The organism is Actinomadura rubrisoli, from assembly GCF_004349215.1.
Lineage (GTDB): Bacteria > Actinomycetota > Actinomycetes > Streptosporangiales > Streptosporangiaceae > Spirillospora > Spirillospora rubrisoli.
This window is the reverse complement of record NZ_SMKU01000013.1, coordinates 1-24,106: the sequence shown is the minus strand read 5'-3', so window position 1 is coordinate 24,106 and position 24,106 is coordinate 1. Positions and strand designations below refer to the sequence as shown.

The window sequence follows — 24,106 nt, the reverse complement described above, 5'->3', positions numbered from 1 at the left end:
CCGTCATCCACAGCCCGCGGCGCGGGCCAGGTCCCGTGACAACGGCCGGTGCTCCAACTCGACGGACGGCGCGGACGGCGCGGCCAGTGCGGGCGGCGCGGGCGGCGCGGAGCACGGGCGGACCAGCGCGAGGCGCCGATCGGGGATGACGGCCGTCACCCGGCCGCCCGTCCGGACCGCGGGGATCTCCGCCCGCAGCCGCGTCAGCGACGTCTTCCGCTCGTGCCATGGGCACACCAGCCGGGCGGATTCCGCGGCGACGGCGGCCAAGTGGAGCGGGCCGCCGCGGTGGGCGCAGCGGGCCCGCATGACGAACCCTTCACCCCTCACCGTGGCGTACACGTAGGGGGTCCCGTCCACGACGGCGCAGTTGTCCCGTCCCTCGACGGGGAACGTCACGACAGGCATTTGCGGTGGTCCCCGACGGAGTGGATCTCGTAGACGCACTCCTCCGACTCGATGATCGCGCCGTGCAGCCGGTTGCGCTGGATCACGGTTCCCTCGCCGGCCTCCAGGATCTGGTAGGAGTCGAGGCCGTTGACGAAGCGCATCGTCCCCGACACGATGTGGCACAGCTCGTCGCCGTCGTGGCAGTGGGTGTTGGACAGCTCGCCGCGCGGCTCCACCAGGCGCGCGACGGGCGCGTCCACGAGGCCGCGCCGGATGCCGTCATAGACCGGGTCGTGCAGCGTCTTGAACCGGGGGCCGCCGTCCATCCAGGCGATCTGCTCGGAGAAGTCGGCGTCGGCGATGCCGACGAGCGTCCGGTACTCCTCGATCCCGCGGACGATCTCGGGGATGACGCCGTCGCCGTGCGCCTCCACCAGCGGCAAAATGATCTTGTCGCGGGCCATCCGCCCGTGGTGTTGGTCGATGTGAACGTGCTCGGTGAAGTAGCCGGTGTCCACGGATCCGTCGAAGACGGTGCGCAGCATCGCGTCCGCGCGGCGGCAGAAGTCGACCAGCGAGCTCTCGGTGTAGTACAGCGCGCCCGCGTACCGGAAAAAGAGCTCGTGGTTCTTGCCCAGGTAGTGGAAGTAGTTGTTCAGCAGCAGGCTGCTGTTCAGGTAGAACTGCCAGTACCGGTGAAGGTCGGCTTTCAGGCCCGCCGTCTGCAGGGTCTTCTCGAACAGGCTGCTGTGCTTGGTCTCGTGGACGCCGTAGCCGTACTCGTCGATGACGACCTTGAACCATTCGGATTGCGGGGCGCCGTAGTAGCCGAGCAGATTCCGCATCATCGGCGACGCCTCGGAGAGGAAGTCCGGCGCGAACTGCGCGAGCCACATGCGCGCCGCCCGCCGCGGGTCGGTGGACTTCACGATGGCCTCCTCGGACGGCGACGCCTCGCTGCCGTCCGTACCGAGCGAGTCCAGGTAGGACGCGAGGCTCGCCCGCGTCCACGTCCCGGACGTCTCGATCTCGTCGTCGAGGAAGCCGAACGCCTGCCGCTCCAGCGCCGGGCGGATCCGCTCGCCGAGCGCCCGGTTGCCCGGGCTGTAGAACGCGCGGAAGTCGTCCTCCTTGCCCTCCAGACCGAACTTGGGAAGGAAGACCAGGTCGGCCTCGTAGATGCTGGTGAGAAGGCGCTGGACGGCCAGGCTCTTGTAATCCAGGATCTCGTCGCGGTTGGGCACCTTGTCGTAGTCGAGATGCGGAAGCACCTGCGGGCGGAGCTGCCGCCGATAGGGGTTGTCGTCGTTCTCCCATTCCTCGTTGTCGAGATAGATGGGATTGGTGGCGTACTGCACGACGGCGTCACGCAGTGCGGCGCCGTCGAGCTGGAAAGGCCGGTGTTCCGGCACAGCACTCATCGATCGCTCTCTCTCATGAAAGGCGGACGGGTAGGGCGAAGCGGCGGTGGTCGCCGCTCAGCGGATGCTCAGGCGGGTGTCGCTCCAGCGCAGCCGGAACGAGACCGGCTCCCCGACCTTGGTCGGGACGGGCTCGGCGAACGGGATCACGCCCTGCATCCAGTGGGAGCCGGAGTCGGCCGGCGAGTTGCGCAGCACCATGCCGCCGCCGAGGTCGAGTTCGAACCAGACGGCGAGCGCGTGCGCCTCGCCGTCGCCGGTGGCCGTCAGGGACACCGCGCGCTCACCGGGCTCCAGCGCGTCGCGGCGCAGGTCGAGGTCGAGCAGCCGGACGGTCTCCGACACCATCGCGTGCGGCCAGGTGTTCAGCCGCACCGGGAAGTGCCCGCGGGTGGCCAGCGCGTTCATCAGCGAGACGTCGAACTCGTCGGCCTTGCCGACCTGGTTCAGCGCGGCGACGGCCTCGCTGCGCACGAGCCGCCCGTAGAGCCGCGCCGCGGACGGGATCAGCACCCCGCCGGGGGCGAGCAGCCGCTCGCGCGCGTCCCGGAAGGCGGGCAGCAGCCCCTCGCCGATCAGGCCGCAGTCGACGATCTCCGACACCAGCACGTCGACGGGCCGGTCGAGGTCCACGCCGACCCGCAGCGCGTCCGACCGCTTCGCGAGCACGGTGACGGTGCCGGACATACCGTGCGCCGCGATCGTCTGCCGGGCGATCTCCGCCAGCAGCGGGTTCGCCTCGCAGGTGTAGACCCGCCCGGCGCCGGCCCGCACCGCCGCCATGGCGAGCAGCCCGCTGCCCGAGCCGATGTCGAGCACGCTCGCGCCCGCCGGGACGCGCCGCTTCAGCGCCGCCACGAGGGCGCTGTTGCGCTCGCCGTCGTTCAGCATCGCGAAATGCCAGCGCGGCACGGTCCGCGCGGCGATCCGCGCGAACGCCCCGGGCTCCGCCGAAAGGATCCGCGCCGGATCCTCCAGGACCGAGGAAGCCTCTCTCGCGATCTCGTCCATCTCCTGCGCGAGCGATTGCAGGGAGGCGACCATGAGACGGTTCTCGGCATCGCCCGGCGCTTTTCGCGCGGGCGTCGCCGAACCGTCTGAAGCGGCCTCCTCCTCGAACGCATCGGCCTCTTGGAATTGCACTCGCAAGACTCGTCCCCCCTGTTTTCGTGCCCGGACCATGAAGGCCGGCAAACGCGTGACGGCGAGCACCCCTTTCTCGCCGCCCTCAATCTAGGAAGGACCGTTGTGCGCCGATCTTCAGCGTGCCTCCAGCCGGGAGCGGCAGTTCGCATCGCCGCCGGGGCGCCGCCGGCCAGCGCCGATCCGTCCGGCGGAGCCGCTCTGGAGCCCGGCGGCACCGCCCGTACCCCTCCCGGCGGCAGTTACGGTCGATACCCGCCCGCGCTGGGTCAGGGCCGACCCTGGATGCCGACACCGCAAGGGCTGAGATCGTCGCTCCCCGCGCGCGGGTGCGGGCCGACGTCGTCTACGGCGCGTACGTGGTCGACATCTTCTCCCGCGCCATCGTCATCTGGGCGCGACCAGCAAGCGGACCCACCTGATGCTGGACGCACCGGACATGACGCTGCTACGACGCGACCGAGCCTCTATCGAAACCGGGGGCGCTTCGATATCGGCGCCGCACAGGCGTTTGCGGCGGCGAGGTCAGTTCAGGGGCGGGGTACTTGCCGGTGGACGGCGGTGATCTGTCGCTCGCTGGTAGGCGAAACCGAGCCCGAGCAGTCTCGGTTCGCTGAACGGCCGTCCTAGCAGTTCGACTCCCACCGGCATTCCGTCGGGTGTGAAGCCGGCTGGGATCGTCAGGGCGGGGAACCCGGTATTGGCGGCAAGTGCGCAGACTCTGAGCCCCTCCTGAGGCTGTCCGATCGGCGCGGCCTGCTGTGAGACCGCCGGGTAGAGCAGTGCGTCCAGGGCGTTGTCCTTCAACAGCTTGTGGAGCAGCTGTTGCGCCTGCTTACGCCGGGCCAGCCGCTGGTGGTAGGCGTCCTGCGGGCCGGTCGAGGTGCCCAGCCGTTCCTTGAGCCGCTTCAGGACCGTGGGCGTGACCTTGCCGGAGGTGACGATGTCGGCCAGGGTCACGATGTCGGCCGGTGGCTCCAGCCGGGCCAGTGAGCGTGGGAATCGTGAGCCCGGCGCCGCCAGGTAGCGGTTGAGGTCGCGTTCGGTCTCGTCGGCGAACACGCTGGAGGCGTCCACCGCCGACACCAGCGCGGGTTGGGCCGGCAGATCGACGATGGTCGCGCCCCGCGAGGCCATGTCCCGGGCGGCCGCCCGGACCAGCGCCGTCGTCGCCAGCGCGGGCCCCGATGTACTCAGGTAGTCGGTGAACACGCCGATGCGGGCGTTGGCCAGAGCGGCGCCGTCGAGAGCGGCGGTGTAGGTGCGGGGGATCCGTCCGATGGACGCCTTGGTGGACGGGTCGTCCGGGTCGTATCCGGCGGTGGCGTCCAGGATCAGTGCGATGTCGCTGACCGACTTGGCGATGGGGCCGCCGACGTCCTGGGTGTCGGAGAGAGGCGCGATGCCGTCGCGGCTGGACAGGCCCTGGCTCGGCCGCAACCCGACCAGGCTGTTGTGGGCCGCCGGGCTGCGGATGGAGCCGCAGGTGTCTGAGCCCAGGCCGGCCGCGCCGAAGCCGGCCGCGATGCCGGCACCCGTGCCGCCGCTGGAGCCGCCCGGGTTGCGGGTCTGGTCATAGGGGTTGCGGGTTTGCCCACCAAGCGAGCTGATGGTCTCGACGCCGGCGGCGAACTCGTGCAGGTTGGTCTTGGCGACGATGATCGCGCCGGCCGCGCGCAGCCGCGCGACCTGCTCGGCGTCATCGGCGGTGCGCCAGTGCCTGAGCGCCAGCGAGCCGTTGGATGTGGGCAGGTCCTCGGTATCGTGGTTGTCCTTGATCAGGATCGGGATGCCGTGCAGCGGGCCGCGGACGCGCCCCTGCCGGCGTTCGGCGTCGAGCCGGGCGGCATCGGCTATCGCCGTCGGGTCCCTGCGAATGACCGCGTTGACACCAGGCTGGTCGGCATACGCCTGCTCGTAGGCATCGATGCGTGCCTGGTACGCCTTGACCAATCGGACCGAGGTGACCTGGCCGCTCGCCAGTCGTTCGCGCAACTTGGTGGCGTCCATGTTCACCACCCACTCAGCGATGTCGGCCGGTGTCGCCCGGTCGCCTGCGTCGCCGAGTGCGGCACCGTTGCCCGTTGCCGCACCGACGGTGACCACAGGCGCCGTCAGGACGACGATACTGGCCGCTAAGGCCGCTGCTCGGGTGTGCCGGTTCCGCCTTCGTCTTGCCACATCGGCCTCCTCGTCACCGATTGGCGCCTCGGCGTACAGCACGGGAGGTATGCGTTCGGCCCTGCCGACCGTGAATAGCCGCTGACTGTGCCGCCTAGATTATGGCTCGGGCATGCCGCGGCGGCTACCCATCAGAACGGTCCCGTCACGCACGAAGGCCAGCGTCGTTCGGCTCTCGCCGCCGACCCATGCCGCTGCGCGTAGGCCAGGCCCTCCAAGGACGAGGCTTATGATCGTTTGCGAAGTTAAGGGTGGAATAGATAGATTTGTTGGTACAGAACTTCGAGGCGAGCCAGGAGGAGGGCGACGTGGCCCCTTCGCGCGGGCAGACACCCCGCTACCGTGAGCTCGCCATGGAGCTGCGCGCGGCGATCATTGGAGGGGAGCTGGCGCCCGGCGCGCTCGTCCCCCCGGAATCGGAGCTCGCCGAGCGCTACGAGGTCAGCCGCAACACGGTGCGCGACGCACTGAGCGTCCTGGTCAATGAAGGGCTGATCACGGCCGGGCGCGGGCGTTGCGGCCGACGTGTCCGCGACCGTCTCCAGTTCGCCGTCCACGGATCCAGGTCGCGGTCGCCGAACCGTGCGGACGAGTGCCGGGTGACCGGTGTTGACACATGGGTGGCGGATGTCAGCGATCAGGGCCACACACCAGGCCAGCGCATCGAGACAGCGATCATGAAGCCCGGCGAGCCCATCACTCGCCGGCTGGAGATAGAGGAAGGCGCCGCAGTCGTGGTCCGCCGCCGATTGCGGACCGTCGACGGCGCTCCCCACAACCTCAACGACTCCTACTATCCGCTCGACATCGCCGAGGGCACCGCGATCATGTACCCCGATGACGTCAAGCCCGGTGTCACCGCGCTGATGCGGGAGTTGGGCCACGAACAGGTCCGCTATCGCGATGAGCTCTTCTGGCGGATGCCCACCCCCGAGGAGATCGGCAAGCTCAACGTGGAGGACGGCGTCCCGGCGCTGTTGCAGGTCCGCACGGCCTACACCACCCAACGGCCGGCGCGGGTGACGATCACGACCTTGCCCGGCGACCGCGCCAGCATGGTCTATGAGCTGCCCGCATGAGGAGCATCGGCCCCGCCGCCCCTGACGACCTCGCCGAGGTCCTGGCGTTGCTGAACGGCGTGGCGTCATGGTTGACCTCCCGGGGCGTGAACCAATGGGCCGCCGGATTCAGCGTCGAGCGGATCGCGCCGATAATCGAACGCGGCGAGTTGTACCTGGTCCGCGAGAACGGATCCGCGATCGCCACCGTCACCGTCTCCACTCACGGGGACGCCGACTTCTGGACCGCCGAGGAACTCGCAGAACCGGCGCGCTACGTAGCCAAACTCGCCACCGCCCGCGAATACGCCGGTCAGGGGCTGGGAGAACTGCTGCTTCGCTGGACGATCGACCTGGGCGCCCGCCAAGGCGCCCAGTGGATCCGGCTCGATGCGTGGCGCACTAACCAGCGGCTGCATGATTTCTACCGTGATGCCGGCTGGACTCATCTGCGGACCGCCGAACTGGAGCACCGCAGATCCGGTGCCCTGTTCCAGCATCCGGCCGTAGCTGATCCGCAGGCCCGATGCGCCCTTCCCGAGACCCTCCCCTAGCCAAGCGCCTTTCCAGAGGTCTTCTCGTAGTCAGGAGCTGATCCAGGGGGCTGCGGTGATGAGCTCTTGGTCGCGTGTGCCGGCGCTTGCCCGGTGTGGCGATCATAGCATCGCCCATGACGATTGACTTGATCGAAAATCGTCGCTTTTCGTAATGCGCCGACTCACGTAGCGTCATTGAGTATCCGTGGTGGCATCCGTTCGTGAGAGAGGGCGAGTTCTACGATCCGGCCGACACCGCCCTCAGCGATCCTCGGCACGTCTACGCGATTGAGCCGGCTCAGGTGTTGGCATTCGGCAAGGAGAAAGGGTTCAGCGCCACCCGCTGGCGCTTCTAAGCGGTTGCGGTGAACTCACGACGCTGGACGCCGCGGCCAGGCTGGTCCATCCCGGCATCGTCAAGGTCTTCGACGTCACCAAGTACGACGGTGCGCCGGTCATCGTGATGGAGTTCGTCAAGGGCCGCTCGCTCGCCGACATCATCGAGCAGGACGGGCCCCTTCCGCCCAAGGACGTGGCCCGTCTCGGCCTTGCCCTGCTGGACGCGCTCCAGACGGCGCACCAGGCGGGAATCGTGCACCGTGACCTCAAACCCGCCAACGTCCTGATCACCGACCGCCGCACCGTCATCACCGACTTCGGCGTCGCCGCCCTGGCCGGAGACCCCAGCATCACCCGATCAGGCACCGTCCTGGGCACACCCGCCTACATGGCACCCGAACAAGCCCAAGGCCACAACGTCGGCCCCACCGCCGACCTCTGGGCACTCGGCGCAACCCTCTACACCACCGTAGAAGGCCACCCCCCTACGTCCGAGACACCTTCATGTCCATCCTCTCGGCCCTGCTAAGTTAACGGAACCACCCGACCCCATGACCAAAGCCGGGCCGCTGGCACCACTGCTGACCGCACTGCTCCAGCGTGACCCCACGGCCCGCGCCACGGCCAGTCAGACAGCGGAGATGTTGGATCGGGTCGCTTTCGGCGACCCGTCCCCGGCCGAGGCTTCGCATCGCAGGTCCACAAAGCGTCATGTCCTGTACGCAGGGATTGCGGCCGTTGTCGCCGTAGGGGTCTGTGTTGCGGTGGCGCTGGGCGTGCCCGTCGTACCGGGGACTAAGCGGTCGTCGAATTCAAGTGGCGCCGCCGCGCCCTCTCCCACGCCCTCCCCTTTGCTCGGCCCGTCCGGGCTGCCGACCGGGCCGCCGACCACCCCGGTCGGCTTCCAGATCTACCGCGACGACAAGCTCGGCTATTCGGTCGCCGTACCGGCGGACTGGAAGATCTCATGGGACGCCAAGAACGAGACGCGCGACTTCTACAGCGATGAAGGCGAGTCGATCTGGGTCGGCTTGAACGAAATTGATCCGTTGGGAGAAGTCTTTAGCGTGGAGGAATTGCTCAAAAACGACTCCAACTATAGCCAGTACCGCCGCCTGCGGCTCTCACCCGTGGCCTACGGCCCGGCGGTGGTAGACCTGGAATACAGCCACTACAACGAGTCCACGAAGGCCTCGTACCACTGTCTGTTCCGCGCCTTCTCGCTCACCACCAAGGCGTACAGCGTATACATGTGTACTCCTCTGGACGACTGGGACCACAGCCGGGACACCTTCGCTGCCTTCTACGAGACCTTTCGCCCCAACTGAGGCTGGGCTACGCCACTTCGCACGTCGCGGTGGCGCGGGCGCCGGTGGGGACACCCGCCAGAGAGGTCGAGGTCAGGCCACCGTCCTCGGCGCAGCGCCATCGCGGATCTGTACCCGGTCACCGGTGACGAGCGTGAGTGTGCGGGTGGCGGTCCCGGGACCGCGGAGGGCGGCGTGGGCCGGAGCCCGGCCCGGCTTGTCGGCCGAGGCGGCGGGCAGGGCGGACACGGGCAGGACGAGAAACGCTCTGGATCTCCAACTCGCAGGGCGGCCCCAGAGGTGGGCGAACCGGGACTCCGACTGCTCTGGTGCGCCTCGGGAGCTAGGCTCGGCCGACCGTTCCTGGGCGGCGATGCGTTCGTCGGTCCGCATCAGTGCTTGTCCTGACGGCGGTTCCACCAAGGCGGCGGAGGCGCGTTCGATGGGGTTGTTCAGTGCGGTCCAAGGCGGCAGGCCCCGTCCGGCGAGCCTGCAGGGAGGAGGAGCTCGCGTTCCAGCACGCCCGGCCGGAGGTGGCCAGTGGGCGGCCGGCCACCGTGCCGAAGATCAAGGATGACAACCCCGGACCAAAGCGGCTTTGTAGCATCAGCGGTACTGCACATCTGAAGATCTGGAAGGTGGCGGCCATGCCGGGGCTGGGACGGAGTCGGGATCGGCGGCTGCGCAAGCTGGAGGCCGCATTCGCCGAGACCTCGCTCAACGGCAGGGGAATGGAGAAGGCGGCGCGCGGTTACGTCCGTGTTCTCCTTCAGGCGCTAGAAGACGACCCGCCGGTCGCAAGCCGCCTGTTCAGCGAGTTCGACGGCCGTATCCCCGCCGATGTGTACGCGTCGGTGTTCCGGCCCGGGGACCGGGAACGGCTTGCGGCGTTCGCTTCGGGCAATGACACCAAGGTGCTGACCGTGGCGTTCGAGGCGGCCACGCGGCTGAGGCTTCCCGATCTCCAGCGGACCGCACTGGACCGGCTTGCCGGGCTGCTGGCCGACCTGGGCGACGCCGACCGCCTGGTCACCGGACTCAACCGCTGGCAGGAGCTGGGGCTGCTCGATCGCGACGTCCTTGCGGACGCGTTGCGGGCACATGTCCGGAGGTCGCCCCTGAGCCGGGACGAGCAGCTGTGGAACGCGTTCTTCGCGCGGCTGCCGGAGTCGTCGGTGCCGGATCTGTTCGCCGTGCACGCCTTCCTTGGTCATGGCGCGCGGGCCGTCCGGCTGGCGGAGACGCCCGCCGAACGGCAGGAGGCGCTGCGCTGCTGTGCGGGGTCGCCCCGGATCGAGGACGTGCGGGCCGGTATCGAGCTGGCGCGCAGCGAGGGCGACGCGAGCCTCGCCGATCTGCAGGAGCGTGCCGCCGAGTATCTGTTCCGGGCCGGCGAGTGGGCCGAGGCGCTACCCCTCTTCGAGGCCGCGGGACGGTGGGAGCGGGTGAGCGAGTGCCACGAGCGGCTCGGTCGGATCGGCGAGGCGCTGGACGCGTGCCCGGCGGATCGTCCGGCCCGGCTCGAACGGCTGGCCGCGGAGGTGTGGCCGGAGGTCGACGCGCTCGTCGAGGGACGGAGGTTCGCCGATGCGGTCACGCGGGCGCGAGAGGTCATCGAGTGCCTCGACCGGGCCGCGGAACCGACCGAGGCCCTGACGCGGCGCCGCGCGGAACTGGCCGCCCGCCGCCAGGCGATCGTGACGGCGGGGCGGCTGCACTTTCGCGCCGCGGTCCAGGACGCCGCGGCGGACGCCCGGGACGAGGTCCGGCTGCGGTGGAGCAGGTTCGAGGAAGGCGCGGGCGAGCACGTCGCGGCCGCGCAGCAGGCCGAGGACGGCGGTGATCTGTACCGCGCGCACGGGCTGTACCTGAAAGCCGGCCGGCTGGGCGAGGCCGAACGCGTGCTGCGCGGCGACGCCGACGGCTGGAAGGCCCGGGCGGCCGCCCGGGAGACGGGCGGCGACCTGGTCGGCGCGGCGGAGCTGTACGCGGGGGCCGGGCGCTCGGAACAGGCGGTCGCGCTCTACCTGCGGGCCGGCCGTCCGGCCGAGGCGGCTCGCCTGCTGATCGAATGGCGCGGTGACGACGCGATCGAGGACGTCCGGCTGATCGACTGCCTGCGCCGCAGCGGCGACACCGACCGGCTCGTCGGACTGTGCCTGCGGGCCATCGAGGTCCGCGGACGGGGGACGGCCGGGTTCGAGGAGCTCCGGCGGCTGACGGAGGACGCTCTCGTCCCGCCGCATTTGGAGCAGCAGGCACGCCGGCGGCTGGAGCTGCTCAGCGCGGACGACCGGGCGGCGTTCGAGGAGGGGGCCGCCGAGTGGGTGGCCAGGGCCCGGCGCGAGATCGACGAGCGCTACGCCGGTATCTGGGCGCTCGACCTCGGCACCACCACCTCCGCGGCCGCCATCTACGACACCGAACAGGGCGAGCCGGTGCTGTGCCCCTGGAAGGGACACCCGTACTTCGCGTCGACCCTGAGCGTCGACGAGGACGGCAACGAACGTGTCGGTGTCGTGGGGGAAGAAATGCTCGCGAGCTGGGTGAAAGGACACATCAGCGCCGCCAAGCGCCGGATCGGCGGCCTGACAAAGTACCGCGTCCGCGGCCGCGTCTACCGGTCCGAGGAGGTGGCCGCCCGATTGATCGCCCATGCGCGTGAAATGGTGGAGGACTTCCTCGCCGAGCGCGTGCTGGAGCGCGTGGGCGAACTGGCGCGTGCCGAGCTCACCGAGGTCAGGAGCGAATGGCTGGCGGCGTTGCGGGACGATCACGACGTCCGTCTCGAACGGTCCCGGGCCGTGCTGACCATTCCCGCCTTCTTCCGCAACAACCAGAAACGGGCGACCCGCAATGCCTGCGAGATCGCCGGGGTGGAGCTGGCCCGGCTGATCCACGAGCCGACCGCGGCGTGCATCACCGCGACCCGGCAACGGCGGCTGACCGGCGAGGTCGTCGTCGTCGACCTCGGCGCCGGCACCCTGGACATCAGCGCGGTGAACGTCGAGGACGACGTCTACGACGTGCACCAGGTCAGCGGCGACACCGCGTTCGGCGGCAAGGACTTCGACGCGGCGGTCGCCACGGCGCTGGAGGGCCGGCTCGTCCGGGACGGCATCGAAGTGCCCGCCAAGGGCAAGGACCGGCTCCGGCTGGAGATCGCCGCCGAGACCCTCAAGATCCGCCTGTCCGCGGAGCATGAGGCCGAGTACGCGCTGCCCGGATTCAACGGGGACCCGGGCTTCCACCTGGGGCTGGACCGGGAGGAACTCGCCGGCATCCTCGCCGAGCGGCTTCAACGGCTCCGCGACGCCTGCGAGAGCCTGAGGTCCGCGCTGCGGGAGCAGCCGGACCATCTCGTCCTGGTCGGCGGCCCGATGCTGTCGCCCCTTGTGGCGGGCGTGGTCGAGGACGTCTTCGGGCTTCGGCGCACGGTGCTCGCCGATCCGCGGACAGCCGTGGCGACGGGCGCCGCGCTGCAGGCCGCCGTCCTCAGCGGCGTGCTCAAGGAACACGTCCTGCTCGACGTCACCCCGATCGCCCTGGGAATCAAGATCTCCCCGGAGCCCGGCGCGGAGGAGTTCTCCCCGCTGATCGCGGCCAATAGCAAGATCCCCATCAGCCAGAACGGCATGTACACCACGACCCGGGACGACCAGGACGGCGTCCACATCGAGGTGTTCAACGGCGATCTCCGTCCGGAGTCCAAGATCGGGCAGTTCGGGCTGGACATCCCGCCCGCGCCCAAGGGCGAGCCTGAGATCGAGGTGACGTTCGCCATCGACGCCAGCTGCGTCCTGGAGGTCACCGCGATCAACAAGAAGACCGGCGGCCGCAAGTCGATCAAGATACGCGACACGACCCTGCTCTCCCCCGACGAGATCAGCGTGCTGGCCGAGCGGCACCGGGCCCAGATCGACCGGGAGGCGAGGCGGCGGGAGGCGGCGCGGCTCCGGGACGAGCTGACCCGGCTCGTCGAGGAGGCCGACCGCGCCGAACCCGAGGCGATCCTCCGGGAGTTCCGCACGCGGCTCGGCGACCACCGCGCCACGCGCGGCCGGCCCGACGAGGCGACCGAGCGGGTGCTCGCGGAGATCTACGGTCCTGCCCCGACCGAGCTGGAGACCGAGTTGCTGGGGCTGCGGGCGCCCATGCTCGACCTGGTCGCCGCCGCGCGGTCCTACCTCGGTCGCGAGGACGCCGACCTCGCCGAGGGCAGGCACCTTCAGGCCATGCTGGACGACAGCGTCGCCCGGCTGCGGTCCGGGCTGGCCCAGGTGAGGCTGTGGAACACCGTGCTGACCCGGCTCGCCGACTCCGCGGCCGACCCGCGGCACCGATTCCGGAGCCGGCACGCCACGGGCGACTATGTCCGCGCGCTCGAAGCGCGCACCGACCTGCCGGACCGGCTGGACGACGTCCAGGACGTGCGACGCTGGCTGCACTGCCTGGCCGAGACCGGCGCGGCCGAGGAGTACCGGCGCGCCCTCGCCGACAACGCCGACCGGCTGGACACCGTCGTGCTGGACACCACGCGAACCGAGGCGTTCCTTCCGCACCTGCGATCGGCACTCGTCCAGATCGGCGCCGGCGGCAGCGGCTTCCTGATCTCAGACCGCCTGGTGATCACCGACCGGCGGCGCCTTGGTGAAGGCGCCGCCGAGGACGTCCACGTGCGGACCCAGGTCGGCACGCACGCGGTCGAGCACGTCTTCACCCCTGACTCGCCGCACCTCAGCACGGTCGTCCTCCAGCTCACCGCCCCCGTCGCGGCGCCACATCTGAGGCTGGGACACGCGAAGCTCGTACGGATCGGCGACCGCGTGTACGCCGCCGACCCCGCCGACCAGTCCCTGATCCCCGGCGTGGTGGACGCGTTCGAGTCCTTCCCGGAACAGAACCTCAACCTGTTCCGCACCGGCCATACCCTCCCCCCTGCGGCCGCCGGCGGCCCGCTGCTCAACGATCTCGGCGAGGCGGTGGGCGTCCTGACCGGCCCTCCCAGCCGGCCCGACATCGCCTTCGCGATCACGATCGACGACCTCGCCCCGCTCCTCACGGGAGCCGGCTTCGACATAAGCCCCGGCCAATAGGAACGTGGCACGCCGGGACGCAGGAGCAAGGTCAGCAGCGCCCGCCCGGCGGTTCTGGGCATGGGAGGCGTTTCGCGGCGGGGCAGGTTGCGGCTGTTGCGCGGGCGGTCGGGGTGCTGGAGTGGGGGGTTCAGATGGCGCTCCCGTCCAGTGCGTTCTGCAGGAGGGCTCGCAGCGACTCGCGGTTGAGAGGGTGCGGGTTGGCGTACGGGTGGGCGAGGACCTCGTCGATGACGCCGGGCAAGGCCGGTCCGGTGACGCCCAGGTCTTTGAGCGTGCGGGGTGTGCCGAGTCGGACGGCGAGTTCGGCGAGTGCGCGGGCCGGTGAGACGGTGGCGAGGGCTCGGCGCAGTGCATCGCGTGCGGCGGGCGCTGCGGTGAGGTTGAATGCGGCGACGTGCGGCAGCATGACCGCGTGGGTTTCGGCGTGGGGCAGGCCCAGCCGGCCGCCGAGGACGTGGCAGAGCTTGTGGTGCAGGCCCATGGTGGTCGCTCCCAGACACGCGCCGCACAGCCAAGCGCCTTCCAAAGCGGTGCTTCTGGCCGTGATGTCGGTGTGGTCGGCCTTGATCGCCGGGAGCGCTCGGACGAGGTCGCGGATCCCTCGCTCGGCCAGAGCGGAGATGACCGGGGAGGCGTCCGGTGCATACAGCGCCTCCATGGCATGGGCGATCGCATTGAGACCGCTGGTCCCCGACACGTGGACGGGCAGGGTGCGGGTGAGTTCCGGGTCGTAGATGACGGTTCTGGGCAGCACGGCGCGGTCGCGGCCGGTCTGCTTACGGGCGTTGTCGGTGATCCCCCAGATCGGGGTCATCTCCGATCCCGCGTAGGTGGTGGGCACGGCCACGGCGGGCAGCCCGTGCCGTAGCGCGAGTGCCTTGGCCAGGCCGATGGTGGATCCTCCGCCGATCGCGACACAGCCGTCGGCACCGAGTTGGGTCGCGGCCTGTCCGGCCTCCACCACAGTGTGTGCCGGCACGTGCATTCGCGCCTGGACGAACGACCCCGCAGCAATGCCGCCGAGGAGGCCGCGGGCCTGCTCGGCGAGGCCTGCCTGCCCGGGTGTGGCGAGGACTACGGCCCGCCGGATGCCGAGGCGCCGGGTCTCCTCGGCGAGCCGGTGTACCGCGCCGACGCCGAAGATCACGCGCATCGGCAGCGCGTCGTAGGCGAACTCGTCGGTCACCGTGTCGTGGCCTCTTCGGCGAGACGGATGTCGAAGCATGCGCGCCGGTACGGTGCTGCGGCGTCCGGGCCGTCTGCGGTGAAGTCCACGATCAGGTTCTTCCTGACCGCGAAGACGGCGTCGCTGTCGAGGTAGGGGCTGTCGGCGACGAAGATGTGCGTGGTCACCGGCCGGTATCCGGGGGCATCGGCGATGAAGTGCACGTGTGCGGGTCGGTACGGATGCCTGCCTGCCGCGCTGAGCAGCCGGCCGACCGGACCGTCCGTCGGGATGGGATAATGGCTGGGCACCACGGTACGGAACCAGAAACGGCCCTGATCGTCCGCGCGGAACAGGCCGCGGCCGTTGCCCGGCGGCTGGACGCCGGGTTGCTGCACGTCGTAGAAACCGTGCTCGTCGCACTGCCACACGTCGATCTCGGCGTCCGCGATCGGGTTTCCGGTGGTGTCGGTGACCGTGCCGGACACCAGGCATGGAGTACCCGTGCCGAGGAGGTCGATGGAGTCACCGTTCTCCCGTGCCGGCGACTCGACCATGTGGAACGGGCCCAGCACGGTGCCTTCGGTCCCGGCCGGGTCGGCGTTCATGGTCTCGACGAGCATGGAGATGCCGAGCACGTCGGACAGCAGGACGAATTCCTGCCGGGTGTCGTCGCACTTGTGCCCGACCGCGGTGAGGAACGCGATCGCCTGCTCCCATTCGTGCAGTGTCGGACGCAGGTCCCGGACCAGCGCGTGCAGATGCCGTGCGACGGCAAGGAGGATCTCTTTCGTGCGCGGATCGGCGGCACCGTCGAAGCTGTCCAGCACAGCGTTCAGGGCCGTACTCTCGTTGAAGTCCACTGGGACTCACTCCTTGGTGAAGGCCCGCGCGAACCGGTCGGCGAACCAGTCCGCCACGTACGCGGTGCGCTCGTCGGCGTGGTTGTAGATGGTGTGCTCGCCGTCGTCCCAGATGCGGATCGCCGCGTCGTCGCCGGCCGCGTCGAGGAACGGCTGCTGGTCGGCGAGGGCGACGATCGGGTCGTGCCCGCCGTGCAGCACCAGCAGCGGGCAGGCGATCCGGTCGGCGGACGTGAGCGCGATCCGGTCGAGGTTGCGCTGGATCGCGCCGGGGTCGGTGGTGCCGAGCATGGCGGCCGCCTGTTCGGTGAAGGTGCGGAACTCCAGCAGGCGGGGACGGGCGGGTGCGCCGTTGACGCACACCGCCGAGACTCGCGGGTCGGACGCGGCGGTGGTGGCCGCGTAGAGCCCGCCGAGGCTGTTGCCCCACAGGCCCACGCCGGACCCGAGTTCCGGACGGCCGCGCACGTGGCTCACGAATGTGCTGTACGCGGCGCGGACGTCGGAGTCCAGCAGGAGCCCGCCGGTCCATCGGGTCTCCCCCTGGCCGGGACCTTCCACCAGCAGCGCCGCCAGTCCGCGCGCCGCCAGCGCGTCGGCCTGACGCTGGTAGGCCGCGCCCCATCCGCTCTGCCCTCCGAAGACGATCACCGTGCCCGCCGCCGGGACGGCCGGACGGACGAGCCAGCCGAACAGGAGGCCGCCGGCGAACGGCAGTTCCACCCGCTCCCACGCGGGGGCGCGCAGGGCACCCGCGGCGGTGATCGCACTGGTGAACCGGGCGTAGAGCTCGATCTTCCGCGGCGTGTCGAAGTTGAACGCCATCTGCGCGAACAGGAAGTCGGCGGCGGCCGCGCGGTATGCCTCGACCGCGGTGACGATGTGGCCCTCGGTCCGCGCCGCGTCCGCACGCGCGAGCTGCCCGGCCGCCAGGGCCTCCGCGGCGCCGTCCCACGCATCGCCCGCCTCGGTCGCCTGGCGCAGGGCGAGCACGTCGGCGTAGAGCATGCCGCAGTCGAGCATCCGCGTCGACGGCATGGCCCGCCACAGCGCGTCCGCCGGCGCCGGGGTGCCGGTGAGTCTCACGCGCCCGCCTCCACCGGAGCGGGATCGGCCGTCCAGGACAGCCGGGCGCGCAGCCCGTCCACGACCGGCGGCAGGTCGCTGAGGCGCCCCGCCCAGTACAGGTGGAAGTCCGGTCGCCCGATGAACGCGTCCACCCCGTGTTGATCGAGGTAGGCGGCGTAGGTTCCATCGATGTCCGCGACGGTGTCCTGGGACCCGGCCGCCAGGCAGGCCCAGCGGATGCCGAGCGCGTCGAGGAAGGCCGTCTGGTCGGTGGTGAGCGCGCGGCGGGCGTCCTCACGGCTGATCAGGCTGAACCCGCCGCCGATGACGTCATCGCACCTGCCCTGGTCTGCGCCCCTGCCGATGACGCCCTGCGGCGCCAGCGTCCCGGCGAGCGGCGCCGGGGTGCCGTCGGGACGGGTGTGGACGACACCGGCGCCGATGGTCGGGAACGGCGGAGGGGGCGGGACGTCGCCGGAGCGGAACGCCTCGTCGCGGGCGGCGGCCTCGGCGGGGTCGTGGGTATTGGCGACCTTGCCCAGCGCGATGGAGATCTCGGTGAGGGCGGTGGCGTGCGGCCGGCGCTCGGTCTCGTAGGTGTCCAGCAGCGCGTCGTCCGCGCGGCCGCGCAGCACCAGGTCCAGCTTCCACCCCAGGGTGATGCCGTCGCGCATGCCCGAGCACGCGCCCTGCCCCATGTACGGCGGTGTGGTGTGCGCGGCGTCGCCGGCCAGGAACGTCCGGCCCTTCCGCCATGCCTGGGCGATGCGGCCCTGGAAGACATAGACCACCTGGCGGAGGATCTTCACGTCCTCGGGGCCGAGGCCATGCCGGTCCCGCAGCCAGGTCCAGGCGTAGTCCGGCTCCTCGAACGCCGCCGGGTCCTCGCCGGGCAGCACGGCCACCTCGAATCGCTGGCGGCTGCGCCCGATCGGCATGTACATGTGGCCCCGAGCGGGGTCGCAGAACTGGGTGAGCCGGTCGAATCGCTCCGGGAGAGGGCGCAGCCGCTGGGTGTCGATGTTGAGCCACCGGTCGTGGACGCCGTGGTCGGTGCGCTCGATCCCCAGGGCCGCGCGCACGAAGCTGTTGGCCCCGTCCGCCCCGACCAGGTATTTCGCGGTGACGGTGCGCTCCTCGCCGCTGTGCGACCACTGCCCGGTGCGCGACTGGGTCCATGGACGCGCGGTCACCTGGACGCTGTCGCCGTCCTGGTGCACGTTGCCCACGGACCAGCCCTGGTTGACCTCCACGTTCCCGGTGGCGCGCACGTGCATGTCGATGGCGTCCTCGATGTCGGGCTGATACATCGAGATGTGGCTCGCGTAGCCGCAGCTGTTGCCGCGCCAGTCCAGCTCGACCAGCAGCTCACCGGCACTGTTGAGGTAGCGGTAGTCGGGGATCGGCCAGGCGTCGCGCAGGGCGTGGTCGATGTCGCCGACCGATTGGATGATCCGGGCGGTCTCGCCGTCGATGTGCGTCAGGCGCGGGAGGCCGTACAGGCCCGGCCAGCGCTCGAACACGATCACGCGGTGACCCGCCTTGCCCAAGGCCGACGCCAGCACCAGCCCGGTCGGCCCGTAGCCCACGATCGCCACGTCGCAGTCGAAACTCACGGTTGAAACGTCCCTTCGAGCCAAGCCCCCGCATGATGGGACGACGGTAGGCTCGGCGGGCCGGAGGGCCTATCCGGGGAACGACAGCGCGATCCAGCAGGCGACAACGGTTGCGCGAGGAGCCCGGCGACTACGTCCCGGCGCGGAGGGTCGCGGACGGCAACTGACCGTAACGGGCGTGATACGCGGCGGCGAAACGCGGCAGATGGGTGAACCCCCACCGGAACGCCACCTCGGCCACGGTGACGCCGGAGCCCGGCCGAACCGACCGCAGCTCGTCGTGTGCCCGCGCCAACCGTGTCTGCTGGACGTACTCGCGGGGCGAGATGCCGACGTGCTCGCGGAAATGCCGTTGCAGGGACCGGGCGGTCACCCCGGCCACCTGGGCCAGCCGATCGATCGGCAGCTCTTCCTCCGGACGGGCGTCGATGTGCGCGATCGCTCGACGCAGCGGCGCGGGCCGGTGCTCACCGATGCCCCGATCGGCGAGCTGCTCGGAATAAGTGTGCGGCTGGGCCAGCAGCAGGCCCGTCATCAGCATGCCCGCCCACGGACCGGCGGCCACCGGGTGGGCGGTGAGCCCGGACGGCTGGTCGAGGTCGCGGACCAGCAGCCGGACCGCCTGGAGCCACGAGTTCGCCGCGGGCCTGCGCAGGTCCATGTCCGGCTGGAACCGGATCGGCGCGGGCACCGAGCGGTCGAGCAGCTCCTCAAGGCGGCGTTCCAGGGCGTACCGCTCGATCCGGACGTGCAGCTGCCGGTAGTCGGTGCTCAGCCGCATCCCCACCCGCATACGGGGCGAGATGATGGCCGCCGTCGAGCGGTCGACGAGGACTTCGTCGGCGGCGTACCGGATGCGGTTGTACCCGCCGAACGAGAGGTTGACGTCGTAGTAGTCGACTTCCTCGGTCAGCTGGACGTTCAGCTCGCAGTTGCGGTGCCACCCGTAGACCAGGGAAAGCGGACCGAGATCGGCCTTGGAGAGGTCGGTCCGGATCTCGGCGCCGCCACGGCCCGCGGGCACCAGCCGATGCGGCGTGAGGTACTGCGACACACACGCGTTGAACTCGTCAAGGGCGGCGGAGCGCAGAACCGAGAAGCGCTTGAGGGCGCCCATAGCCTCACCGCCTCCGCAGACCCTGCCCCACACTTGAGCCGCGGCCGCATCGCGCCGACACCTCTCACCTGGGATTCTACCGGTACGTCCCGAGTCGGCGGGCGGCACCTCCAGTTCGGACGGCAGGGGCGCGGCGGGCTCAGGCCCTACTCGGCTTGGACGTGCCGGTAGAGGTGCACGAAGCGGCGCGCCGGGATCTTGACTTCGGCCGCATTCACTGGACCGGGGAGCTCCGATGTTCAATTTGACGATCGAGGTGCCGACGCGGCGCGGCGGCGTCCTGCGCGGGCTGCACTACGCACCGGACTTCTCCCCCGCACCCACCGTGCTGAGCCTGACGCCCTACGGTGCCGACAGATTTCACCGCGACGGAATGCGATTCGCCGCGCACGGCTTCAATTTCGTCAGCCTCGACGTGCGCGGCCGTGGAGATTCCGACGGGCGATTCACGCCATTCGTCTCGGACGGGGCCGACGGGCATGACGCCGTCGAATGGCTCGGCGAGCGTCCGTGGTGCACCGGCGACGTCGTCACGTACGGCGGGTCCTACGGCGGTTTCGTGCAATGGGCTGTCGCCGCAACCGGCCCCTCACACCTGCGCGCGATCGCTCCCGTCGCTGCGGTGTATCCCGGGTTGGACTTCCCGATGGTGCGCAATGTTCCGCTCCGCTACACCGTCCGCTGGCTGACCTTGGTCGACGGCCGTCGCAAGAACGAGGGACCGCACGCCGACCAGGCGTTATGGCACAGGGCCAGCCACGACCAGATCAACGGGAACCGGCCCTACCGGGACCTCGATCTGCTGGCGGTCGGACGCCGCCTGCCAGTGTTCCAAGAATGGCTCCTGCATCCCTGCCTGGACGCCTATTGGGCCCGTCTCGTCCCGACGCAGCGGCAGTACGGCGAGATCACCGTTCCGGTGCTGACCATCACCGGGCAGTACGACGACGACCAACTCGGCGCGCTGCGCTATCACGACGAGCACATCGCCGCCGTCCCGCCCGAGGTCGCCGATCGCCACCGGGTCGTCATCGGCCCGTGGGACCACGACGGCACCCGCAGCGGAGCACGAACGTTCGGCGGCCTCACCTTCGCGCCGGAAAGCGCGATCGACCTGATCGACCTGCACGTCCAGTGGTATGGCTGGGTCCTCGGCAAAGCCTCCAGGCCGGACTTCCTGCGAAAGCGGGTCGCCTATTTCCACGCGGGTGAAGACCAGTGGCGGTCGGCCGACGCGATCCCGCAAGGCCGTGGGTCGATGACGCTCTACCCGATGGCCGAAAGGCCGGCGGCGAGCCACTACCGCGAACTGTCCACCTGCGTGCCTTCGAATGTGCAGGACACCGAACTGTCCGCCGACCCACGCGAGGCCGCCGCTCCGGACCGGGAGGAGCCGCTGCCCGACCAGTGTTTCGTCCTCCCCGCGCTGCCGCCGGACGACACCGGCACCGCGCTCGTGTACGCCTGTTCGCCGCTGCGCGCCGCCATGGACGTGTCGGGCCGTTTCCGGGCGCACCTCGTGCTGTCCAGCGAACTGCCCGACTTCGACCTGCTGGTCGGCCTCTACCTCGTCCGGGCCGACGGCACTATCCCGCTGCTCGGCGAGACCGTCTTCCGCGCCCGCTACCGCGACACATTGACGCGGTCGTCTCCCTGGCCGGCCGGAACGAACGTCCCCGTCACCCTGACCGACTTCCCGTTCGTGTCACAGCGCATCGAGCCGGGCGAACGCGTCGCTCTGATCATCCGGCCTCCGCACCGCTACTACCAGACCAACTTCCAGGCGGGAGGACGCGCCATCGACGAGACCGCACGGGACGCCGTCCCCGGGACGATCCGCCTCGTCCAGAACCCGGACCACGTCTCGTATGTCGAAATCCCCATCGACGACTCCGCCGCGAGGCCACCCGTATGAGCAGGACGCCCCTCCCCACCGATCGTCTGGAACCACCACAACGATCTGCCTAGGGCGAAGGACGAATCGCCTCATTTCCGGGCGCCGAAGGCTGATACTCCATCACCTCGCCCCCCGGCGTACTGCGGTGCGATCAACCCGTTTACTAGGGGTGTCGCTACGTCATAAGACCAAACGGCGGCGCGCTGCTCCTGCCGTCCACCCTCTCGCTGATCAACACCCTGTTCGAGGAGGGCCCCAAGCGCAACAGGGCGCTGGCGGCCTGGAGCGGCGCGGGAGCCAGCGGCCTGACCCTGGGCGCGCTGCTCGGCGGTGTGCTGACCCAGGGCTTCGGCTGGCCCGCCGTCTTCTTCGTCAACGTCCCCCTGGCCGGGCTCGTCGCCCTCGCCGCGCTCGTCATCATCCCGCGCGACACGCGCGCCCGCGAGAGGCGCCGGTTCGACATCCCGGGCGCCCTCACGGCGACCGGCGGCGTTCACGACCATCGAGTCCCGCAGCGCCGACCCGCTCATGCCGTTCCGCCTGTTCGGCAACCGCAACCTGGTGGTGGGCGTCGTCGTGACGGCCATCTACATGGGAACCTTCGGCGCCCTTCCGTACTTCCTCACGGTCCTCTTCCAGAGCGTGCACGGATTCTCCGCCCTGGAGGCGGGCCTGGCCTTCCTCATCCCCTCGATCGCCGGCGGCACCCAGCTCGGTGAGCGCATGACGACCCGGATCGGCACCCGCACCACCCTGCTGATCGGCTTCGTCGTCGGCGTGCTCGGCACCGCCGTCCTGATCGCGATCGCCAACGCCGACCTCGGCGACCGGACCGGCGAAGGGCTGCGCGCCGCCATCGCCGACGGCGGCCGCATCGCCGTGCTCCTCGCCGCGGCGGGCATGCTGCTCGGCATGCTCGTCGCCTTCGCCCTGCCCCGCCTGGCCTCCCCGCCGAAGCCGTCCCTGGACCATGAGGAGACGACCGTTCCCGCGCGGTAACCCCCAACCACGTCCGGGCCGACCCACAGGCCCCCTAGGGTCGGCCCGGACAATGCCGGCCGAGCCGGGTGGGGCCGATTACTCGCCGTGCCGGACGGGCCCTGCGGGAGCGGTGGTTCCATCGGCTGCGGGCTCGCTGGTGTGGTTGAGGCGCCGCCACGCCTCGTCCCAGTGGGCCACTTCGGTGTCGTCGGCGCCGCACGCGCGGACGTAGGCGCGCAGGATCCCCAGCCGCGGCGGGGTGGTGCCGTTGCCGGTAGCGGCGGTGCGGATGGTGGAGTGGCTGTGGTCGCAGGTCTTGGCGATGTCGCGGTAGGACAGGTCGGCCCAGGACTTGTAGCGGATCAGGGCCTGGCGAAGCTGCGCCACGGTGTGGACCTCGGCGGGATCGGGCTTGGAGGAGCCGGCCGCGGGCGGTTCGTGGACGGCGTCCTCGTCCAGGATGCCCACGCCGGGACTCGCCTGGGTGGCGGTGCCGACGTCCAGGCGGGGCGTGCCGGCAGGGCCGACGCTCTTCTTGTGCCACCACTTGATGTTGATCATGGTCGTTCCTTCGGACGGACAGGAACTCTCACGTGCGGCGGGGCCGCCCGGCGGTGCTCGCCGGACGGCCCCGCCACACGCCGGTGATTCCTGTATGCGGACGTTTCCAGCGACTGGCGTGTCCAGGGGAGTTACACGCAAGCGACAAATCGATATGCGGTCAATAAGACGCTCAGGTACATCATTTCGTGTAGAGGCGCGTCCGGCGCGAACGTTTTCCAAATATCCGCTTTCATCACGATGTGACCGGAATGTTTCACCATGTTGGCTTAGCTCGGTCAGGAGGGCGACGGACGAGGCCAGCGGCCCCGGCGCGGCTGCGTCCGGATGAAAGCTGGCATACGCGGACGAAGACGGGCCGTTCGGGATTCATTGCTATAAACCTGACAGTGGCGGATCAGTGAAGAGTTGCTTAATGCACGTGCATCGTGGGACATGAGAACGCGGTTCAGTCATAATGGGACAGGCCACACCACGTCATATGACACATTCGTGGTGGCTTTCGGAGGGCGTTCGCGACTGGGCGGCCTGCCGGGGCCGGCGGAGATCCGTCTGACGGGCGACGACCTGTATGCGGCAGGGCCTGTTCGGGAGGTCTCGCCGGGAACGACACCCGATCCTCACGCGGGTGCTGACGGGCCCGCCGACGTATGTCGGCGGGCCCGTTGGCATCTTGCGCCGCTGGACGCGAACGGATGCGATCGGACGCGATCGCGCGGCCCGCTGGACGATCGCGCGCGCATCCGGATGACCTCGGGTGATCGGCGGGCGGATGTGGGCGGCCTGTTCCGCCGCCTGCGGCACCGGTGGCATGTTCGTAACCGGTTCCCGCAGCGACGTGCCCCCTGGGACGTTCGGCCGACGGCCGCGGCGGGACGCGACGACCGTCGGCCGGCTCATTCCATGCCATGCATCCCGGCGCGCACTGGCCCACCCCGCAGCGGGTGGGCCAGGCGCCCGTCCGAAATGGGCCCGTGCAGGGCCCGCCTGTGGAGGAAGCTCATGACCGCTACTGCCCTGCCCGCCCTGTTCTGGTCGGTCACCGACCGTCCGCGGCGCCGCCGCCCCGATCCGCTGCCGGCCGTCCCGGACGGTGGGGCCGAGGCGACGCCGGCCGCCATCTTCACCAGCCCGGCAGAAGCGGCGCCGCGCACCACGCTGCTGGCGCTGGACGTGGTGGCGTCCGGGCCTCGGTATCGCGACCACGCCGTCCGGTCCCACTTCCGCAGGCAGACGCATGCGGTACTGCGCGAAGCCTTTGAGATCGGGGCGCTGCCCTGGTGGGAGTTCCGCCGCGAGGACCGCGGCGACGGCATCCTGATCACCGCCCCGCCCCGCATCCCTCCGGTCGATCTCCTGGACCC

Annotated in this window: 20 protein-coding genes and 1 pseudogene; 10 read left to right on the top strand and 11 right to left on the bottom strand. The window is 70.3% G+C overall.

Annotated features, from left to right (window positions below; translation table 11 throughout):
- Nucleotides 1-3: 3 nt before the first annotated feature.
- The 4 genes from E1298_RS05400 to E1298_RS05385 all read right to left on the bottom strand — a co-directional run bounded on the left by E1298_RS05400 (nucleotide 4) and on the right by E1298_RS05385 (nucleotide 4,964).
- Nucleotides 4-408 carry a Rieske 2Fe-2S domain-containing protein gene (locus E1298_RS05400; RefSeq protein ID WP_131889636.1) on the bottom strand — a complete coding sequence of 135 codons (405 nt, stop codon included), beginning with the start codon at nucleotides 406-408 and terminating at the stop codon, nucleotides 4-6.
- On the bottom strand, nucleotides 396-1,811 hold the full coding sequence (locus tag E1298_RS05395; RefSeq protein WP_131889635.1) for an iron-containing redox enzyme family protein: 1,416 nt from the start codon (nucleotides 1,809-1,811) through the stop codon (nucleotides 396-398). The genes E1298_RS05400 and E1298_RS05395 overlap by 13 nt, the downstream gene beginning before the upstream one ends.
- A gap of 57 nt (nucleotides 1,812-1,868) precedes the next feature.
- On the bottom strand, nucleotides 1,869-2,954 hold the full coding sequence (locus E1298_RS05390) for a class I SAM-dependent methyltransferase (RefSeq protein WP_207944457.1): 1,086 nt from the start codon (nucleotides 2,952-2,954) through the stop codon (nucleotides 1,869-1,871).
- A gap of 525 nt (nucleotides 2,955-3,479) precedes the next feature.
- The gene (locus tag E1298_RS05385; RefSeq protein ID WP_207944456.1) at nucleotides 3,480-4,964 is read right to left on the bottom strand and encodes an amidase; all 1,485 of its coding nucleotides are present in this window, start codon (nucleotides 4,962-4,964) and stop codon (nucleotides 3,480-3,482) included.
- A 479-nt stretch (nucleotides 4,965-5,443) separates the two neighbouring features.
- On the opposite strand from E1298_RS05385, the gene E1298_RS05380 reads away from it, so the two are divergent.
- The 5 genes from E1298_RS05380 (at nucleotide 5,444) to E1298_RS05365 (ending at nucleotide 8,396) form a co-directional block, all read left to right on the top strand.
- Nucleotides 5,444-6,214 (top strand): GntR family transcriptional regulator, encoded by a 771-nt coding sequence (locus E1298_RS05380; RefSeq protein ID WP_131889633.1) that lies wholly within the window; start codon nucleotides 5,444-5,446, stop codon nucleotides 6,212-6,214.
- On the top strand, nucleotides 6,211-6,747 hold the full coding sequence (locus E1298_RS05375) for a GNAT family N-acetyltransferase (RefSeq protein ID WP_131889632.1): 537 nt from the start codon (nucleotides 6,211-6,213) through the stop codon (nucleotides 6,745-6,747). Before E1298_RS05380 ends, E1298_RS05375 begins: the two co-directional genes overlap by 4 nt.
- 203 nt (nucleotides 6,748-6,950) lie before the next feature.
- On the top strand, nucleotides 6,951-7,085 hold the full coding sequence (locus tag E1298_RS51110; protein WP_279497815.1) for a hypothetical protein: 135 nt from the start codon (nucleotides 6,951-6,953) through the stop codon (nucleotides 7,083-7,085).
- Nucleotides 7,040-7,597 carry a serine/threonine-protein kinase gene (locus E1298_RS05370; protein WP_131889631.1) on the top strand — a complete coding sequence of 186 codons (558 nt, stop codon included), beginning with the start codon at nucleotides 7,040-7,042 and terminating at the stop codon, nucleotides 7,595-7,597. Before E1298_RS51110 ends, E1298_RS05370 begins: the two co-directional genes overlap by 46 nt.
- Before the next feature lie 22 nt (nucleotides 7,598-7,619).
- Nucleotides 7,620-8,396 (top strand): hypothetical protein, encoded by a 777-nt coding sequence (locus tag E1298_RS05365; RefSeq protein WP_131889630.1) that lies wholly within the window; start codon nucleotides 7,620-7,622, stop codon nucleotides 8,394-8,396.
- A gap of 72 nt (nucleotides 8,397-8,468) precedes the next feature.
- On the opposite strand, the gene E1298_RS47745 is transcribed toward E1298_RS05365, so the two are convergent.
- Entirely contained in the window at nucleotides 8,469-8,624 is a 156-nt protein-coding gene (locus tag E1298_RS47745) for a hypothetical protein (protein ID WP_165975307.1), read from the bottom strand.
- Nucleotides 8,625-9,022: 398 nt separating this feature from the next.
- On the opposite strand from E1298_RS47745, the gene E1298_RS05360 reads away from it, so the two are divergent.
- Nucleotides 9,023-13,471: an Hsp70 family protein gene (locus tag E1298_RS05360; protein ID WP_131889629.1), complete on the top strand. Its 4,449-nt coding sequence runs from the start codon at nucleotides 9,023-9,025 to the stop codon at nucleotides 13,469-13,471.
- A 130-nt stretch (nucleotides 13,472-13,601) separates the two neighbouring features.
- Here the strand turns inward: E1298_RS05360 and E1298_RS05355 are convergent, their stop codons facing one another.
- The 5 genes from E1298_RS05355 to E1298_RS05335 all read right to left on the bottom strand — a co-directional run bounded on the left by E1298_RS05355 (nucleotide 13,602) and on the right by E1298_RS05335 (nucleotide 19,303).
- On the bottom strand, nucleotides 13,602-14,660 hold the full coding sequence (locus E1298_RS05355; protein WP_207944455.1) for a maleylacetate reductase: 1,059 nt from the start codon (nucleotides 14,658-14,660) through the stop codon (nucleotides 13,602-13,604).
- On the bottom strand, nucleotides 14,657-15,502 hold the full coding sequence (locus E1298_RS05350; protein WP_131889627.1) for a dioxygenase family protein: 846 nt from the start codon (nucleotides 15,500-15,502) through the stop codon (nucleotides 14,657-14,659). The genes E1298_RS05355 and E1298_RS05350 overlap by 4 nt, the downstream gene beginning before the upstream one ends.
- 6 nt (nucleotides 15,503-15,508) lie before the next feature.
- Entirely contained in the window at nucleotides 15,509-16,588 is a 1,080-nt protein-coding gene (locus tag E1298_RS05345) for an alpha/beta hydrolase (protein ID WP_207944454.1), read from the bottom strand.
- On the bottom strand, nucleotides 16,585-18,186 hold the full coding sequence (mhpA, locus tag E1298_RS05340) for a bifunctional 3-(3-hydroxy-phenyl)propionate/3-hydroxycinnamic acid hydroxylase MhpA (protein ID WP_131889626.1): 1,602 nt from the start codon (nucleotides 18,184-18,186) through the stop codon (nucleotides 16,585-16,587). Before mhpA ends, E1298_RS05345 begins: the two co-directional genes overlap by 4 nt.
- A 130-nt stretch (nucleotides 18,187-18,316) precedes the next feature.
- Nucleotides 18,317-19,303, bottom strand: a complete 987-nt coding sequence (locus E1298_RS05335; RefSeq protein WP_131889625.1) for an AraC-like ligand-binding domain-containing protein — start codon at nucleotides 19,301-19,303, stop codon at nucleotides 18,317-18,319.
- Between the two features lie 235 nt (nucleotides 19,304-19,538).
- Between E1298_RS05335 and E1298_RS05330 the strand changes: the two genes are divergently transcribed.
- From E1298_RS05330 to E1298_RS49295, 3 genes and pseudogenes are all read left to right on the top strand, one after another.
- On the top strand, nucleotides 19,539-21,218 hold the full coding sequence (locus E1298_RS05330) for a CocE/NonD family hydrolase (RefSeq protein WP_131889624.1): 1,680 nt from the start codon (nucleotides 19,539-19,541) through the stop codon (nucleotides 21,216-21,218).
- A 164-nt stretch (nucleotides 21,219-21,382) separates the two neighbouring features.
- A pseudogene (locus E1298_RS51715) lies at nucleotides 21,383-21,598 on the top strand (MFS transporter); the annotation flags it as partial.
- Between the two features lie 130 nt (nucleotides 21,599-21,728).
- Nucleotides 21,729-22,199, top strand: a complete 471-nt coding sequence (locus E1298_RS49295; protein ID WP_341770593.1) for an MFS transporter — start codon at nucleotides 21,729-21,731, stop codon at nucleotides 22,197-22,199.
- 78 nt (nucleotides 22,200-22,277) lie between these two features.
- On the opposite strand, the gene E1298_RS05320 is transcribed toward E1298_RS49295, so the two are convergent.
- Nucleotides 22,278-22,742 (bottom strand): helix-turn-helix domain-containing protein, encoded by a 465-nt coding sequence (locus E1298_RS05320; RefSeq protein WP_131889623.1) that lies wholly within the window; start codon nucleotides 22,740-22,742, stop codon nucleotides 22,278-22,280.
- A gap of 1,002 nt (nucleotides 22,743-23,744) precedes the next feature.
- Here E1298_RS05320 and E1298_RS05315 point away from each other — a divergent pair.
- Nucleotides 23,745-24,106: hypothetical protein (locus tag E1298_RS05315; protein WP_207944453.1), on the top strand; the 362-nt coding region annotated here is incomplete at its 3' end.

Coding starts and splice junctions, on each gene's coding strand:
- E1298_RS05400 (WP_131889636.1), bottom strand. CDS start 408: ATGCCTGTCGTGACGTTCCCCGTCGAGGGACGGGACAACTGCGCCGTC.
- E1298_RS05395 (WP_131889635.1), bottom strand. CDS start 1,811: ATGAGTGCTGTGCCGGAACACCGGCCTTTCCAGCTCGACGGCGCCGCA.
- E1298_RS05385 (WP_207944456.1), bottom strand. CDS start 4,964: ATGGACGCCACCAAGTTGCGCGAACGACTGGCGAGCGGCCAGGTCACC.
- E1298_RS05375 (WP_131889632.1), top strand. CDS start 6,211: ATGAGGAGCATCGGCCCCGCCGCCCCTGACGACCTCGCCGAGGTCCTG.
- E1298_RS05365 (WP_131889630.1), top strand. CDS start 7,620: ATGACCAAAGCCGGGCCGCTGGCACCACTGCTGACCGCACTGCTCCAG.
- E1298_RS05360 (WP_131889629.1), top strand. CDS start 9,023: ATGCCGGGGCTGGGACGGAGTCGGGATCGGCGGCTGCGCAAGCTGGAG.
- E1298_RS05335 (WP_131889625.1), bottom strand. CDS start 19,303: ATGGGCGCCCTCAAGCGCTTCTCGGTTCTGCGCTCCGCCGCCCTTGAC.
- E1298_RS05330 (WP_131889624.1), top strand. CDS start 19,539: ATGTTCAATTTGACGATCGAGGTGCCGACGCGGCGCGGCGGCGTCCTG.
- E1298_RS49295 (WP_341770593.1), top strand. CDS start 21,729: ATGCCGTTCCGCCTGTTCGGCAACCGCAACCTGGTGGTGGGCGTCGTC.
- E1298_RS05320 (WP_131889623.1), bottom strand. CDS start 22,742: ATGATCAACATCAAGTGGTGGCACAAGAAGAGCGTCGGCCCTGCCGGC.